Below are 14,957 nucleotides of genomic sequence, written 5' to 3'. Positions count from 1 at the left end.
ACGCGAGCTTCCGTGCAGGTGCGCTTTCGGTCCATTGGAAATGCGGTGCTTGACCACATCGTGGACGGAATGGAGAGGGACGGTTCAGGCCTCGCCGAAGGCCACCAAGGTCCGTCCGACGGTTTGCGCATTCAGCATCTGCCGGATGGCCTCGGGCAGATCGTCCAGCGCGATCAGCCGCGTGTTCTCACGCAGCCGGGCGGGCCGCAGGTCGGTGGCCAGGCGCCGCCAGAGCAGCGACTCCAGGTCGCGATAGGCGTTGAGGTTGACGCCGATCAGCCGCACGCCGCGCAGGATGAAAGGCAGCACGTTGGTGTGCAGCGTGTTGCCGCCCACGTTCCCCACGCTGGCGACGATGCCGCGTGGCTGCATGCTGCGCAACAGGCCGTCGAGCGCGGCACCGCCGATGGAATCGATGGCCGCACTGCCGCGCGCCTTGGCCAGCAGGCCGGGGGATGGCGCCAGGTCGCCGCTCCCGAGCACCTCGGCCGCGCCCTGGCGGCGCAGCCATGCCGAGTGTTCCGTCTTGCTCGACATGGCCACCACGCGATAGCCCGACGCCGCCAGCATCGCGATCGCCATGCTGCCCACGCCGCCGGTGGCGCCGTTGACCCACACATCACCCTGCCCCGGCCGCAGCCCGTTGTCCTGCAGCAGGTGCACGGCCAGCGCGGCGGTGAAGCCTGCGACCCCGAGCGACGCCGACGCCAGCAGGTCCAGTTCCGGCGGCAACGCCACCAACTGGTCCGGGCGCACGCGCACGTACTCGCTGAAGCCACCGTCGTGGTCCACGCCCAATCCCTGCGCGTAGGCCAGCACCGCATCGCCCGGCCGCCAGCGCGGGTCGTCCGAACTCAGCACGTGGCCCGAGACGTCGCTGCCGCCCACGCGGGGGAAATTGCGGATCACGCCGCCATGCTCGGTCGTGGCCAGCGCGTCCTTGTAGTTGAGCCCGGCGTAGCGGGCCCGGATCACGATGCCGCCCGGCGACAGATCATCGAGCGTCAGCGAGTCGATCTTTCCCAGCACTCGCTCGCCACGGTGAATACGAAAGGCGCGAAAGCGCGTCGGCGCAGAGGCCCTCATGCGTTGGTCGCAGCGGGCGGGTCGGCCGCCAGTACGCCCTGCCAGAGGCCCGCCTGTTCGGTACCCAGCCACTCGCCCAGCGCGGCCATCGCGCCTTCCCGACTCGCCGGGCGAGGCGGCCGGGGCTGGGCCGGCACGGTGCGCGAAAAGCGCGGCGCCGGCGCCGGTTGCACCACACCGTCGACTTCGACGAAGGTCCCGCGCGCGCGCAGATGGGGGTGCGCAGGCGCCTCCTCCAGCGTCAGCACGGGCGCGAAGCAGGCGTCCGTGCCCTGCAGCAGCGCGCACCATTCGTCACGCGTTCGTTCCTTGAAGCGCTTGCCGAGCGCCACCTTGGCGCGCACCCAGTCGTTGCGGTCGTCTTGCCGGCCCACCTCCGCCTGATCGAGCCCCAGGCGTTCGAGCAGCTCGCGATAGAACTTGCCCTCGATCGGCGCCACCGACACCCACTTGCCGTCGGCACACTCGTAGACATCGTAGTAAGGCGCCCCGGAATCCAGCACGTTGTGGCCGCGCCTGGCATCGAGCAGGCCGGCCGCCTGCATGCCGAAGGCGGACGTCGCCAGCGAAGCCGTGCCGTCCACGATGGCCGCATCGACGACCTGCCCCTGGCCGGATCGCTTCGCTTCGAGAATGGCCGCCAGCATGCCCAGCGCCAGGTACAGCGCGCCGCCGCCGAAGTCGCCGACCAGGTTGAGCGGCGGGGTCGGTGGCTGGCCCGGTCGCCCGATCAGGTCCAGGACGCCCGTCAGTGCGATGTAGTTGAGGTCGTGGCCGGCCGCCTGTGCCATCGGTCCGGTCTGGCCCCAGCCTGTCATCCGGCCATAGACCAGCCGGGGATTGCGTTGCAGGCAGATGTCGGGCCCCAGGCCCATGCGTTCGGCCACGCCCGGGCGAAAACCCTCGATGAGCCCGTCGGCCTCCTCGATCAGGCGCAGCACCAAGGCTTGGCCCTGCTCGCTCTTCAGGTCGACCCGGAGGGTCTCGCGGTTGCGCAGCAAGGGGTTGTAGCGCAAGGGACGGGGAATGCCCAGCCCGGCATCCTGCGGGCGATCCACCCGCAACACCGTGGCGCCCAGGTCCGCCAGCAGCATGGCGGCCATGGGGCCGGGCCCGATGCCCGCAAGTTCGACGATGCGCAGTCCAGCCAAGGGTCCCATGGTGGATTGGCTGACCTCCGTGCTGCGCACTGCGGTGCCAGCTTGCTTGGGGCGGCCCGGCGCTGCGCTCATCGCTCCGCCACGAAGTAGAGGCCGCGCCCGCTGACCAGCAGGCGCCCGCCCGAATCGAAGACCTGCGCACGCGCGCTGGCGACCGTCGAACCCAGGTTCACCACGCTCGCCACCACGCGGAGGTCGCCCGGTGTCGCAGGTCGGTGGTAGTCCACTTGCAGGTCCAGTGTCGGCACGGCGCGACCGAGGCGGACGGCCACCGCATAGTCGCCGGCGCCGTCCACCAGCGTGGCCAGGATGCCGCCGTGCGTGGTCTGGCGCTCGGGACTGGAGATCAGTTCCTCGCGCCATTTGATGGTCAGGGTGACCGCTTCTGGCGTGATCGACTCGACCGCCATGCCCAACCAGCGGTTGAATGGCGAACGGTCGATGATGTGCTGCAGGCTCTGGATGTCCATGTCGGTGGTCTCTCTCAATCCAGCTTGACGTCGGCCTGCTGCGCGATCCGCCGCCACCGGGGCAGTTCGGCGCGGAGGAACTGGCCGTATTGCTCCGCCGTCATGTAGCGGACGTCGGCGCTCTGGCTGGCAAAGCGGGCCTGGACGTCGGGACTTGCCAGCGCCTCCTTCAGGCTGCCATTCAGTCGGGCGATCACGTGGGCGGGCGTGCCGGCCGGCGCCATGATTCCCGACCACGCCCCGATTTCCAGGCCCTTGGCGACCGACTCATCCAGCGTGGGCACGTCAGGCAAGGCGGGCAGGCGCTTCAGGCTGGTCACGGCCAATGCCCGCACGCGCTTGTCCTTGATCGCAGGCATGACCCCTGGCGCGGTCCCCATGTACAGATCGACCTGCGCCCCCATGAGGTCCGCCATGGCCGGCGCTTCGCCCCGGTAGGGAATGTGGTTGCTCTTGACACCCACCGCATGCTCGAACATCAGCATGGCGAAGTGGGTGATGTTGCCGTTGCCGGCCGAGGCGTAGTTGAACCGGCCGGGTGCGCCTTTCATGGTGGTCACCAGATCGGCGACGCCCTTGGATTGCACCGCGTTCGAGGTCACCAGCACCATGGGCAGATTGGCCACGAGGCCGACAGGACTCAGATCCTTCTGCACGTCATAGCCGAGCTTGCTGTACAGGCCGGGACTCAGCACGATGGACGAGGTGTTGTAGAGCAGCGTGTAGCCGTCGTTGGGGGCTTTCGCCACCGCCTCCGCGCTGATGTTGCCATTGGCTCCCGGCTTGTTGTCGACCACCACGCTGACCCCCAGCGACTCGCTCATCTTCTGGGCGAGCGCACGCGCAATGACGTCCGTGCCGCCACCGGCGGAAAAGCCCAGGATGAGGCGTATCGGGCGGTTGGGATAGTCGGCCTCTGCAGCCAGGGTCGCCCCCGCGAAGCCGCATCCGAGCAGCGCGATCAGGGGCAGCCATGCGCGTCGTGTCATCCAGGAGCGAACCATGACTCAGCCCGCCATGGTCAGGCCGCCGGACACCGACAGCACCTGCCCGGTGATGAAGGCCGCGTCGTCGGACGCCAGGAAGCAGACCGCGCCCACCACGTCGTCGGCCTGGCCCAGGCGGCCGAAAGGAATCGCCTTGGCCAGCGCACCGCGCAGCTTGTCGCCGCTTTCGCCCTCGCCGGCGAAGTCGCGAAACAACGCGGTGTCCGTCGGCCCCGGGCAGACCACGTTCACATTGATCTTCTTGCGCGCCAGTTCGCGCGCCAGGGTCTTGGAGAAGGCGATGATGCCGCCCTTGCAGGCGGAGTAGACCGACTCGCCGGAGGAGCCGACGCGTCCCGCGTCGGACGCGATGTTGATGACCCGTCCGCTGCCGCGCGCCGCCATGCCCTTGACCACGCAGCTGTGCAGATTGAGCGGCCCCTCGAGGTTGATGGCGATGATCTTTCGCCACAGCTCGGGCGAGGTGTCCAGGAAGCGCGCCGCATGGTCCCAGCCCGCGTTGTTGACCAGCACGTCCACCGGACCGAGCTCGGCTTCGATCGCCTCGGTGGCCGCGAGCACGGCCGCGTGATCGCTGATGTCGGCGCCCTGGCTGGTGGCGGTGCCGCCGGCGGCGCGAATGGCCTCGGCCACCTGGGCCGCAGCCGCTGTGTTCAGATCCAGCACGGCCACATGGGCGCCTTCTTCGGCAAAGCGATGGCACAAGGCTGCGCCGATTCCGCCTGCACCACCGGTGACCAGCACCACCTTGTTCTTCAAGCCTCGCATGTCAAATCTCCTGTCTTCTCGATGATTGGGGGTAACGACGGGCTCAGCCCTTGCACTTGATCATTCGCAGCGGCGTGTAGGTCAGCACCTCGGTGCCGTCCTGCTTGACCACGCGGTTGAAGGTCCGCACCAGCCCGCGGCCCGGCCGGCTCTTGGAGAGCCGGGCCTCGACGACCTCGCATTCCACGTGGATGGTGTCGCCCGCGAACGCCGGGTTCTTGATGTTGAGTTCCATGCCCAGGAAGGCATAGCCGGTCTTCTGCATCGTGGCCTGCGCCAGCAACCCCTCGGCGAAGCAGTAGCTGAGCGCACCCGGGGCCAGCCGCCCCTTGATGTCCGATTCGTTCTTCAGGAACTCCATGTCGGTGAAGAGCACCTCGGTCATGTGGATGACGTTGATGAAGGCGCAGATGTCCGCGTCCTGGATGGTGCGGCCGATGGTGCGGAATTTGCGCCCCACGGGCAGGTCTTCGAAATACTGGCCGAGCCCCACGGTCTCGATGTCATTGGCGTTCATGCTGTCTCCTCGGGTTGATGATGGTCAGGCGCGGGCCGGGCGGCCCAGCACGCTGTTGGCGATGATGTTTCGTTGGATCTGGTTGGTGCCTTCGATGATCTGAAGCACCTTGGCGTCGCGGAAGTAGCGGTTGATCGAGTACTCGGACGAGATGCCCGCGGCCCCGAAGAGCTGCACGGCATCGGTCGCGACCTTCATCGCGGTGTCGGAGGCAAAGCACTTGGCGATCGCGGCCGCCGGGGCCACCTCGTCCGCGTGTGCACCGGCATCGACCAGCGAGGCCGCGCGGTAGACCAGCTGGCGCGCGGCTTCGGTCTGGATGTGCATGTCGGCCACCATCCAGCGCACCCCTTGGAAGTCGCTGACCTGCTGGCCGAACGCGGCGCGGCCCTGGATGAAGCCGACCGCGTGATCGAGCGCCCCCTGCGCCAGTCCGACGCCGCGCGCGCCGATCAGCGGGCGGCTGGCGTTGAAGGACGCCATCACCGCCTTGAAGCCGCCCTCGAGCTTGTTGCCCTGCGGGATGAACACATCGTCGAAGAACAGCGGACATGACGGCACGCCGCGTGCGCCCATCTTGTCTTCCTTCTTGCCGACGGCGAAGCCGGCCATGCCTTTCTCGACGATGAACATGCTGATCGGCGCCTTGGGCTCGGCGCCCTCGCGTGCGGCCACCAGCACGAAATCGGCGAGGTCGGAGTTGGTGCACCAGATCTTCGCGCCGTTGAGCCGAAAGCCGCCGTCCACGGGCAGGGCCCGCGTCTTGATGCCGCTGACGTCGGAGCCGCTTTGCGCTTCGGTGGTGGAGAAGGCGCCGCGCAGTTCACCGCTGGCCAGACCGGGCAGCCAGCGCTGCTGCTGTGCCTCGGTGCCGCCTGCCAGCAAGGCGCCGAAAGGCAGCCACTGGACCAGCAGCAGGTAGGCCGTGTTGTAGCAGACGCGCCCCAGTTCCTCGATGGCGATGCAAGCCGACAGCAGGCTGCCGGTGCCGCCATAGCGCTCGGGGAACGGCAGGGTGAAAAGACCCAGCTCCTTGAGCAGGTCGAACATGTCGTGGGGGTACTCGGCCTCGCGGTCGATCTGGTCGGCGCGCGGCGCCACGCGCTCGCGCGCCACGCGCCGGATCAGGTCCTGGATCTGACGCTGGTCTTCATTCAAGCTGTAGGACATAGGAAGTCTCGGGGATCAGCAGTCGACTGCCGTGGTTTCAATGACACCCGCACGCGCCAGGGCGTCGATGCCCGCCGCGTCCAGGCCCAGCACGTCGGACAAGACATCGTTCGTGTGCTGTCCGCGCAGCGGCGGGGCGAGGCGGTACTCGACCGGGGTCTGCGACAGCCGGATCGGATTCTTCACGGTGCCGACCGTGCCGCCGGCCGCATGGGGCAAGTCCTGACGCAACGCGCGGTGACGCACCTGCGGGTGTTCGAACACCTGCTGGTAGTTGTTGATCGGACCGATCGGCACGCCGATGCCTTCGAGCGCCGTCAGCCAGTGGGCCGTGCCGTGCTGGGCGAAGGTGGCACTCAGCAGTTGCTCCAGTGCCTTGCGATGGACGTTGCGCCCCGACATCTGCCGGAAGCGATCGTCGTTGCACAGGTCCTCGCACCCGAGCACCGTGCACAGCTTGCGGAACTGCCCGTCGTTGCCGCACGCGATGATGATGTGGCCGTCCGAGGTGGGGAAGGTCTGGTACGGCGTGAGGTTGGGATGCTGATTGCCCCAGCGCCGCGGAATGTCTCCGGTGGCGAAGTAGCTGGCGATCTGGTTGGCGCCGAACTGCACGACGGTGTCGAGCAGCGCGACGTCGATGTGCTGCCCTTGCCCGCTGGCATGGCGGTTCTCGAGCGCCGCCAGGATGCCGATGGTGGCGTTCAGCCCCGCCAGCACGTCGGCGATGGCGATGGCGGTCTTCACCGGGCCGCCGCCGGCCTCGTCGTCCGAGAGTCCGTTGATGCTCATCAATCCGCCTTCGCCCTGAAACACGAAGTCGTAGCCGGGGCGATCGGCATAGGGGCCATCCTGGCCGTAGCCGGTGACCGAGCAATAGATCAGGCGCGGGTTCTCGGCGCGCAGGTCCTCGTACGACAGGCCATAGCGGGCGAGGTCGCCCACCTTGAAGTTCTCCACCAGCACATCGCAACGGCTGGCCAGTGCCTTGATCAAGGCCTGCCCCTCGGGCCGCGCGAGGTCCACCGCGACAGAGCGCTTGTTGCGATTGGCCGAAGTGAAGTAGGCCGAATCGGTGGTGTCGCGTCCGTCGCGATCGCCCACCCACGGCGGTCCCCAGTGCCGCGTGTCGTCACCGGAGATGGGGCGCTCGACCTTGATCACATCGGCCCCCAGGTCCGCCAGCATCTGGGTGCACCAAGGCCCCGCCAGCACTCTCGTCAGATCCAGCACCCGCAGGCGCGACAAGGCTCCAGACACGTCGTCGTCTCCATTCAATCTGTGATTTCGAAGTCCGGAATGGACTCGTCGATCCGTTCATGTATTAGAACAGCGTTCACATAGTTTATCAACCGGAAGATTTATGACATGATCCGGACAGTGGGAAATCCCACCCACTCACCGATCATTTCTGGAGCTTTTTTCATGACCGAGTACACCGACATCCGATACGAGGCGCGCAATGGCGTGGCCCACCTCACCATCAATCGCCCGGACAAATACAACGCCTTCCGCGGCAAGACCTGCGACGAGCTGATCGACGCGCTCAACCGTGCGGGCTGGGACAAATCCATCGGCGTCATCGTGCTCACCGGCGAGGGGCCGAAGGCCTTCTGCACCGGCGGCGATCAGTCGGCACACGACGGCGGCTACGACGGCCGCGGCGTCATCGGGCTGCCGGTGGAAGAACTGCAAGCGTTGATCCGGGATGTGCCCAAGCCGGTCATCGCGCGCGTCAACGGCTTCGCGATCGGCGGCGGCAACGTGCTGGTGACCTGCTGCGATCTCGCCATCGCCTCGGACACCGCCGTCTTCGGCCAGGTCGGCCCCAAGGTCGGATCGGTCGACCCGGGCTTCGGCACCGCATTCCTGTCGCGCGTGGTCGGCGAAAAACGCGCCCGCGAAATCTGGTTCCTGTGCCGCCGCTACAGCGCGCAGCAGGCGCTCGACATGGGCCTGATCAATGCGGTGGTCCCGGCCGACCAGCTCGATGCCGAGGTCGAGCGCTGGTGCGCGGAAATCCTGGCCCTCAGCCCGACGGCCATTGCCATTGCCAAGCGCTCCTTCAACGCCGATTCGGACAACATCCGCGGCATCGGCGGCATGGGCATGCAGGCCCTCAGCCTGTTCTACGGCACGGAGGAATCGCACGAGGGCGTGAACGCTTTCCTGGAGAAGCGCCGGCCCAATTTCCGCTCGCCCGGCGGTCGATAATCGGTGATGACCCGAACCCCTTCAACCTCCGAGACGAAAGACGAACCCAGCAGCGAGCCCAGCGGTCCCCGCTCCCTGACCCGCGTGCTGGGTCTGTTCGAACTGCTGTCTCAGCGGCCCGGCGGCATGACGCTGGCAGAGCTCAATCTCGCGCTGGAGTCGCCCAAGAGCAGCCTGCTCAACCTGCTGCGCCCCCTGGTCGGTGAAGGGTTTCTGGTCCACGCGGGCAACAGCTACCGGCTGGGGCCCGCCATCTTTCGCCTGGCCGCCGGTGTGATGGCGGCCTGGGACTTCCCGCCGCTGATTCGCCCCTTCATGGAAGAGCTGGCACAGCGCACGCACGAGACCGTGATGCTCGGCGTGCTGGTGCCGGAGGCCGAAGTGATCACCTATGTCGAGATCATTCCGAGTCCGCACCCGATCCGCTATCAGATCCCCGTGGGCACCTCGCGCCCGCTGTACGCCAGTTCGGCCGGCCGACTACTGCTCGCGCATTCCGACGCCGCCTGGCTGCGGACCTACCTGGCCTCGGTGAACCTCAAGGTGCCGATGGAGCAGGCCATGACACGGGCCGGCCTGCGCCAGGAACTGGAGCAGATCCGCGCCGAGGGGCTGTCCTGTTCGTTCGATCGCTACACACGCGGCCTGGCGTCGGTGGCGGCGCCGGTGCTGGATGCCTCGGGCCTGTGCGTCGCCTCGCTCAACGTGGCCGGTCCGACCGAACGCTTTCGCAATGAACTGGACTTCCTCAAGGCCACGGTGAGGGAAGTCGCCACCCGCGCGTCCGGCTTGATCAGCGACATCCGGCGCGCCTGACGACCCTGCACCGCCGCGGGTTCTGTCGCGCTACGTCATTCGGGCAGTGCCACCAAGGCCTCCCCTGTCAGCCGGACCTCGCCGGCTTGGTTGCTCGTGCTCACGGCCAGGCGCACGCAGGCTTCGCCATGGAGGTGAATTTTTTCGATCACGCGGCCCCGGCAGTGGATGACATCGCCGAGCTGCGTGATCGCCGTGAATCGCACGCTGTAGCGGCGGATTCGTTCCTGGGGCACCCAGTCGGTCAGCAGGCGCGCCAGCCAGGCCATCGAGAGCATGCCTTGCGCGAACACGTCAGCCATGCCGGCCGCGCGTGCGAAGTCCAGATCCACGTGGATCGGGTTGTGGTCACCGGAGGCGCCACAGTACAGGGCCAGGTCGAGTCTGGATACCGGTGGCAGCGCCAGGACGGGAAGCTCGTCGCCCACCTGTACGTCAGCAAAACGCAAATTGAAGCGCTTCATGGCAAGCGCTTTCAAGCCGGCGCTTCGCCGGCGGTGACACGAGAGACCGTCAAGCAGCGCAACTCGGCGACCAGCCCACCGTGCTGGTTCGTCACCCGGGTGTGGCGAACCGCGAAGTGCAGGGCACCGCCCTTCTTCTCGTACAGGTCCTCGATGCGTGGTTCGAAAGTCAGCGTGTCGCCGGCGAATGCCATCGAGTGGTATTCGAAGTGCTGCTCGCCGTGCAGCACGTTACGGTAGTCCAGCCCGACAAGATTGCGGAAGGCGGCCGGGTCGGGCGCGTCCGACTCCAGGCAGAACAGGAATGTCGGCGGCACCGGGAGGGCCGGATGGCCGGCGCGCCGAGCCGCCTCGGCGTCCCGGTACACGGGGTCCTGCTGTCCGGTGGCCTTGGCGAAGAATCGCAGGCGGCCGGCCTCCACCAGGATGCTGAACGGCGGCAGGCGATGGCCGATGAGCTTGCTCGCATTCATTCGCCGTGCGCCCGTTTCGCCTTCAAAGGATGGCCTGCTCACGCAACTCGCGCAGCGCGGCGTCATCGACCCCAAGCTCCTCGCGCAGGATCTCGTCCGTGTGCTCGCCCAGTCGCGGCGATGGACGGTGCAGCACCGGCGTGTCCGAAAATCGCAGCGGGCTACGCACCACCGGATAGCTGCCTCCACAAGGCAGCGTCACATTCTGTACCAGGCCTCTGTGCCGCACCTGAGCGTCGGCGAACACGTCGGCCAAGTCGTTGATCGGCCCGCCGGGAACCGCCGCATCCGACAGCCGCTCGACCACCTCAGCACGCGTCAGCGATGCGAGCGCCAGGGTCAGTTCCGCATAGAGTGCCGGGGCGTTGGCGACGCGGCTGGCATTGTTGGAGAATCGCGCATCCTGTGCGAGGCCCGGCCGTTCGAGCGCTTCGCACATGGCCTTGAACTGGTGATTGTTGCCGGCCGCGATGATCACCGAGCCGTCGCGGCAAGGCAGCACGGTCGATGGCGCAGCGATCGGGTTGGTATTGCCGGCGCGTCGTGGCACGGGGCCGCCCATCAGGTACCCCTGCGCCAGGTGCCCATTGAATGCAACGGCAGTGTCGAGGAGCGTGGCCTCGACGTACTGCCCCTGGCCGGTCCGCTCGCGGTGGTAGAGCGCGCTCACGATGGACAAGGCGGCGTAGTGCCCGGTGGTGAGGTCGATCATCGGCACCGAAGTGCGCATCGGTTCGCCGTCCGGTTCGCCGCAGGTGCTCATGAGTCCCGACAGGCCCTGCGCGATGAAATCGTAGGCAGGGCGGCTGGCATAGGGGCCATCCTGGCCGAAGCCGGTGACGGAGCAATACACCAGTCGCGGATTCTCCGCGCGCAGCCGTGCCTCGTCGAGGCCGTAGCGTTTCAGCGTGCCCGCCTTGTAGTTCTCGATCAGCACATCGCAACGTTGCGCCAGCTGCCGCACGATGTCTGCGCCGCGCTCGGTGGCGATGTCGATGGTGATGCTCTTCTTGCCGCGGTTGTAGGCATGGAAGGCCGCAGACTCCTTGGCACCTGCCGCCTCCGCATGGGGCGAAGCCACGTACGGACCGAGTTGCCGGAGTTCATCGCCCTGCCCCGGCCGCTCCACCTTGTAGACGGTGGCGCCCATGTCGGCCAGGGTCTGGGCGGCGATCGGGCCTGCAATGGCCCGGGACAGGTCCAGCACCTTGATGTGGGAAAAGATTGCGGACATTGCAGCTCCTGGGCTTGTCTGTCGACGCGGGTCAGTCGATCTTGATGTTGCGCTCGCGGATCACCCGGCCCCAACGCGCGTAGTCGTTTCGCACGATGGTGGAGAACGCAGCCGGGCTGGTGCCTGTCATGGTGAACCCGAACTCCTGCATGCGCTTTCTCAGATCCGGCTGCGACAGGACGGTGCCGACATCCCGCGACATCTTCTCCACGTTCGCGCGTGGCGTATTCGACGGCACGAACAAGCCCAGCCAGCCAAGCGCCTCCAGGCCCGCGCCGGTGTATCCGGCTTCGGGGAATGTCGGTGTGTCGGGGGCTTGGTCCGAACGGACCGGGCCCGTCACCGCCAAGGGAACCAGCTTGCCCGAGGTGATGTAGTTGGCTGAACCTGCAGCGCCCATCATGACGGCCGCGATCTGCCCGCCCATGAGGTCGCTCAGTGCGGGCCGCTCGCCCTTGTAGGGGACATGCAGGAGCTTGATCTTGGCCGCATCCTGGAACATCTCCATGTAGAGGTGACCCGCCGAGCCAGCGCCGAAGGAGCCGAACGCAAGTTCCCCCGGCTTGGCCCTGGCGAGCGCCACGAACTCGGAAAGATTCTTTGCGGGCACCGACGGATTGACCGCAAAGAGCATCGGCAGCGTGGCGAGCTGGGAGACCGGGGCGAAGTCCTTGAGGGCGTCGTAGGAGACCTTGCTGAGATGCGGCACCTGCACGAATGCCGTGACGGCCAGCAGAACGGTGTAGCCGTCGGGTTCTGCCCGAGCGACCGAGTCCGCTGCAACGGCGCCGGATGCACCGGGCTTGTTCTCGATGATCACCGGCTGCTGCCAGATCTTCGAGAGCCGCTCGCCGATCGCCCTCATCATCACATCGGACGAGCCTCCGGCGGCGAAGGGTGCCACGATCTTCACCGGCTTGCTTGGAAAGCTGTCCGACTGCGCCAGCACGGCACCGCATGCCGTGGCCAGCGCAGCGCTCGTGCACAACGAAATCAGGAATCTACGTTTCAGTTTGGGCATCTCAGGGTCTCCTTTTTATTTGATGGATGAAGGCGCTCGCGGAACTCACGCGGGCCATCGAGTTCATTTCAAGGGAGAATTTCTGATCGTCCAAGCGGCGCGCGGCGCTTTGTCCACGATGTGGGCCATTTGCGCTCCTGCGCGGCGAGCCGCCCTCCTTGGAGCCTTGACCGGCTCTTCAATGCGGCTTGCGCGCCGGGTTTCTCAGCAAAAAGCGTCAGAGCTCGAGGAGTTCGGCATAGCGCGCCAGCTGGCTGTCGCTGTCGCCCAGCAGCGGATCGAGCATCGTCAAGCGCTTGAAGTAGTCGCCCACGGCCAGCTCGTCGGTCATGCCCATGCCGCCATGCAGTTGCACCGCCTGCTGCCCCACGAAGCGGCCGGCCTTGGCCATCATGAACTTGGCCGCCGCCAGCATCCGCCGGCGCCGGGCCGGGTCCGACTCATCCAGCGCCTGGGCCGCCACATGCGCCATCGAGACGGCCAGTTCCTTCTGCACCAGCATGTCGGCCATGCGATGCTGCAACGCCTGGTAGCTGCCGAGCGGCCGACCGAACTGCTGGCGGGTGCGCAGGTAGTCGCCGGTGAGCTCGATCAGGCGCTCCATCGCACCGCCGGCCTCGGCGCACAGGGCGGCGATGCCATGGTCGAGGCCCGATTCCAGCACCGCCATGCCGCTGCCGACGGCACCCACGCGGCACTCGGCGGGCAGCGACACCTCATGAAGCGACAGGTCGCAGGCACGCAGGCCATCCATGGTGGGATAGCCGCGGCAGCTCACACCCGGCGCCGTCCGGGGCACGAGAAACACGGCGATGCCGGCGTCGTCCACACGCGCGGTCACGAGCATTGCGTCAGCCGCCTCACCATGCCAGACCAGGGTCTTGTGACCGCTCAGGCGATAGCCCTGTGGGGTGGGCGAGGCCGTGGTGGCGATGTCGCCATCGGCCTCGCGTTGCCCCGGCTCCAGATACGCCAGGGTCACGATGCGTTCGCCGGCCGCCATGGCGGACAGCCACTCGGCCTTCTGTTCTTCGCTGCCATGGGCCTGAAGCATGGCGGTGGCCATCACGGCGCTCGGCGTCACCGGCTCCAGCAACAGGGCGCGACCCAGTTCGTGCTGCACCACCATCAGGCTGGCGGCGCCTTCGCCGAACCCGCCGTACTGCGGCGCCACGCAAAGCCCCAGCACGCCCAGCTCCGCCAGCGCGCGCCAGGTCTCACTGTTGAAACTGCCGCCGCCTCGGGCCGAGCGCCGACGCTGCTCGAAGCCGTATTCGCTTTCCAGGTAGCGCCGCAGGCTGTCGGCCAGCATGCGCTGCTCTTCACTTCGTTGAAAGTCCATGATTCCCCCTTCAGAACCCAAGGATCATCTTGGCGATGATGTTCTTCTGCACCTCGGTGGTCCCGCCGTAGATCGTGGTCTTGCGTGCATCGAAGTAGGTCGCGGTCGACGGCGCGGCCCAGTCGGGCGCGTCGATGCCGGGCTGCTGTCCGGCCTCCAGCCACTGCGGGTCGAAGGGCCAGGCGCAGGGGCCGGCGAGCTCCATCTGCAGCATGGCCAGATCCTGCTGAATCTCGGAGCCGCGGATCTTGAGGATGGACGCCTCCGGGCCCGGTCCCTTGCCGCCGTCCTCGGCAGCCACCCGCAACAGCAGCATTTCGAGCGCCATGACTTCCATCTCGATGCGCGCGATCTTGTCGCGCATGCGCGGCGACTCGAACATCGAGGCGCCTTTGCAGGGCGTTGCGGCGGCAAGCTGCTTGAGGAGCTGCAACTCGCGGTGGCAGTGGCCGATCCCCGCAATGCCGGTGCGCTCATGTCCGAGCAGGTACTTGGCATAGGTCCAGCCCTGGTTTTCCTGGCCCACCAGGTTCTCCACCGGCACCTCGACGTTTTCCAGCCAGACCTCGTTGATCTCGCGCCCGCCGTCCAGCGTCACGATGGGACGCACCGTGATGCCGGGCGACTTCATGTCGATCAGCAGCAGCGAGATGCCCTCCTGCGCCTTGACCTGCGGGTCGGTGCGAACCAGGCAGAACATCCAGTCCGCATGGTGGCCCAGGGTGTTCCAGGTCTTCTGGCCGTTGACGACATAGCAGCCGCCATGGCGCACCGCGCGGGTCTTGAGCGACGCCAGGTCCGAACCCGCGCCGGGCTCGGAGTAGCCCTGGCACCAGAAATCCAGCATCGGCGGGATCCGCGGCAGGAACCTGGCCTGCATCTGCGGGCTGGCGAACCTGATCAGCACCGGGCCGATCATCGAGAGCCCGAACGGCAGCAGGCGGGGGGCACCCGCGCGAAAGCACTCGATCTCGAAGAGGGTCCTCTGCAAGGGATTCCACCCCGTGCCGCCGAACGCAACGGGCCAGGCCGGCGCCCCCCACCCGCGTTCGAACAGGATGCGGTGCCAGCGCACGAAGTCGTCCCGTTCAAGGCGCTGATGGGACAGCACCTTGCTCTTGATATCCAGCGGCAAGGCGGTGCGCGCGAAGGCCCTCACCTCCTCGCGAAACGCCTGCTCTTCCTCGCTGAAGCGCAAATCCATGGAATGTCTCC

The 14,957-nt window shown here is 67.1% G+C and carries 16 protein-coding genes; 2 read left to right on the top strand and 14 right to left on the bottom strand.

Features of this window, described 5'->3' with window-relative positions; all coding sequences use genetic code 11:
• Positions 1–84: 84 nt before the first annotated feature.
• The 8 genes from AC1D2O_RS04555 to AC1D2O_RS04520 all read right to left on the bottom strand — a co-directional run bounded on the left by AC1D2O_RS04555 (position 85) and on the right by AC1D2O_RS04520 (position 7,438).
• Positions 85–1,086 (bottom strand): acrylyl-CoA reductase family protein, encoded by a 1,002-nt coding sequence (locus AC1D2O_RS04555; RefSeq protein ID WP_478090158.1) that lies wholly within the window; start codon positions 1,084–1,086, stop codon positions 85–87.
• On the bottom strand, positions 1,083–2,246 hold the full coding sequence (locus tag AC1D2O_RS04550; protein ID WP_478090157.1) for a CaiB/BaiF CoA transferase family protein: 1,164 nt from the start codon (positions 2,244–2,246) through the stop codon (positions 1,083–1,085). The genes AC1D2O_RS04555 and AC1D2O_RS04550 overlap by 4 nt, the downstream gene beginning before the upstream one ends.
• A gap of 68 nt (positions 2,247–2,314) precedes the next feature.
• Positions 2,315–2,716, bottom strand: a complete 402-nt coding sequence (locus tag AC1D2O_RS04545) for a PaaI family thioesterase (protein ID WP_478156318.1) — start codon at positions 2,714–2,716, stop codon at positions 2,315–2,317.
• A gap of 14 nt (positions 2,717–2,730) precedes the next feature.
• Positions 2,731–3,705, bottom strand: a complete 975-nt coding sequence (locus AC1D2O_RS04540; protein ID WP_478156316.1) for a Bug family tripartite tricarboxylate transporter substrate binding protein — start codon at positions 3,703–3,705, stop codon at positions 2,731–2,733.
• Positions 3,706–3,723: 18 nt separating this feature from the next.
• Entirely contained in the window at positions 3,724–4,491 is a 768-nt protein-coding gene (locus tag AC1D2O_RS04535; RefSeq protein WP_478090154.1) for a glucose 1-dehydrogenase, read from the bottom strand.
• A 43-nt stretch (positions 4,492–4,534) separates the two neighbouring features.
• Positions 4,535–5,008 carry a MaoC family dehydratase gene (locus tag AC1D2O_RS04530; protein WP_478090153.1) on the bottom strand — a complete coding sequence of 158 codons (474 nt, stop codon included), beginning with the start codon at positions 5,006–5,008 and terminating at the stop codon, positions 4,535–4,537.
• Between the two features lie 24 nt (positions 5,009–5,032).
• Positions 5,033–6,178, bottom strand: coding sequence for an acyl-CoA dehydrogenase family protein (locus AC1D2O_RS04525; RefSeq protein WP_478156314.1), 1,146 nt, complete (start codon positions 6,176–6,178; stop codon positions 5,033–5,035).
• Positions 6,179–6,193: 15 nt separating this feature from the next.
• The gene (locus AC1D2O_RS04520; RefSeq protein WP_478090151.1) at positions 6,194–7,438 is read right to left on the bottom strand and encodes a CaiB/BaiF CoA transferase family protein; all 1,245 of its coding nucleotides are present in this window, start codon (positions 7,436–7,438) and stop codon (positions 6,194–6,196) included.
• Positions 7,439–7,603: 165 nt separating this feature from the next.
• Here AC1D2O_RS04520 and AC1D2O_RS04515 point away from each other — a divergent pair, with 165 nt between their 5' ends.
• Positions 7,604–8,392 carry an enoyl-CoA hydratase-related protein gene (locus AC1D2O_RS04515; RefSeq protein ID WP_478090150.1) on the top strand — a complete coding sequence of 263 codons (789 nt, stop codon included), beginning with the start codon at positions 7,604–7,606 and terminating at the stop codon, positions 8,390–8,392.
• Between the two features lie 6 nt (positions 8,393–8,398).
• Positions 8,399–9,208, top strand: a complete 810-nt coding sequence (locus AC1D2O_RS04510; RefSeq protein ID WP_478156312.1) for an IclR family transcriptional regulator — start codon at positions 8,399–8,401, stop codon at positions 9,206–9,208.
• 35 nt (positions 9,209–9,243) lie between these two features.
• On the opposite strand, the gene AC1D2O_RS04505 is transcribed toward AC1D2O_RS04510, so the two are convergent.
• The 6 genes from AC1D2O_RS04505 to AC1D2O_RS04480 form a co-directional block, all read right to left on the bottom strand.
• Positions 9,244–9,672, bottom strand: a complete 429-nt coding sequence (locus AC1D2O_RS04505; RefSeq protein ID WP_478085591.1) for a MaoC family dehydratase — start codon at positions 9,670–9,672, stop codon at positions 9,244–9,246.
• Between the two features lie 11 nt (positions 9,673–9,683).
• The gene (locus AC1D2O_RS04500; RefSeq protein ID WP_478085590.1) at positions 9,684–10,145 is read right to left on the bottom strand and encodes a MaoC family dehydratase N-terminal domain-containing protein; all 462 of its coding nucleotides are present in this window, start codon (positions 10,143–10,145) and stop codon (positions 9,684–9,686) included.
• Positions 10,146–10,167: 22 nt separating this feature from the next.
• A complete protein-coding gene (locus AC1D2O_RS04495) occupies positions 10,168–11,379 on the bottom strand; it encodes a CaiB/BaiF CoA transferase family protein (protein ID WP_478085588.1) in 1,212 nt (403 codons plus the stop codon).
• A gap of 31 nt (positions 11,380–11,410) precedes the next feature.
• Positions 11,411–12,328, bottom strand: coding sequence for a Bug family tripartite tricarboxylate transporter substrate binding protein (locus AC1D2O_RS04490; protein ID WP_478156311.1), 918 nt, complete (start codon positions 12,326–12,328; stop codon positions 11,411–11,413).
• Between the two features lie 289 nt (positions 12,329–12,617).
• Positions 12,618–13,742, bottom strand: a complete 1,125-nt coding sequence (locus AC1D2O_RS04485; RefSeq protein WP_478085585.1) for an acyl-CoA dehydrogenase family protein — start codon at positions 13,740–13,742, stop codon at positions 12,618–12,620.
• A gap of 10 nt (positions 13,743–13,752) precedes the next feature.
• Positions 13,753–14,946 carry an acyl-CoA dehydrogenase family protein gene (locus AC1D2O_RS04480; RefSeq protein ID WP_478156309.1) on the bottom strand — a complete coding sequence of 398 codons (1,194 nt, stop codon included), beginning with the start codon at positions 14,944–14,946 and terminating at the stop codon, positions 13,753–13,755.
• Positions 14,947–14,957: the final 11 nt, after the last annotated feature.

The organism is Variovorax sp. P1_G12, from assembly GCF_056405555.1.
The sequence above is the reverse complement of the archived record's forward strand: the minus strand, read 5'-3'. Positions and strand labels throughout refer to the sequence as shown.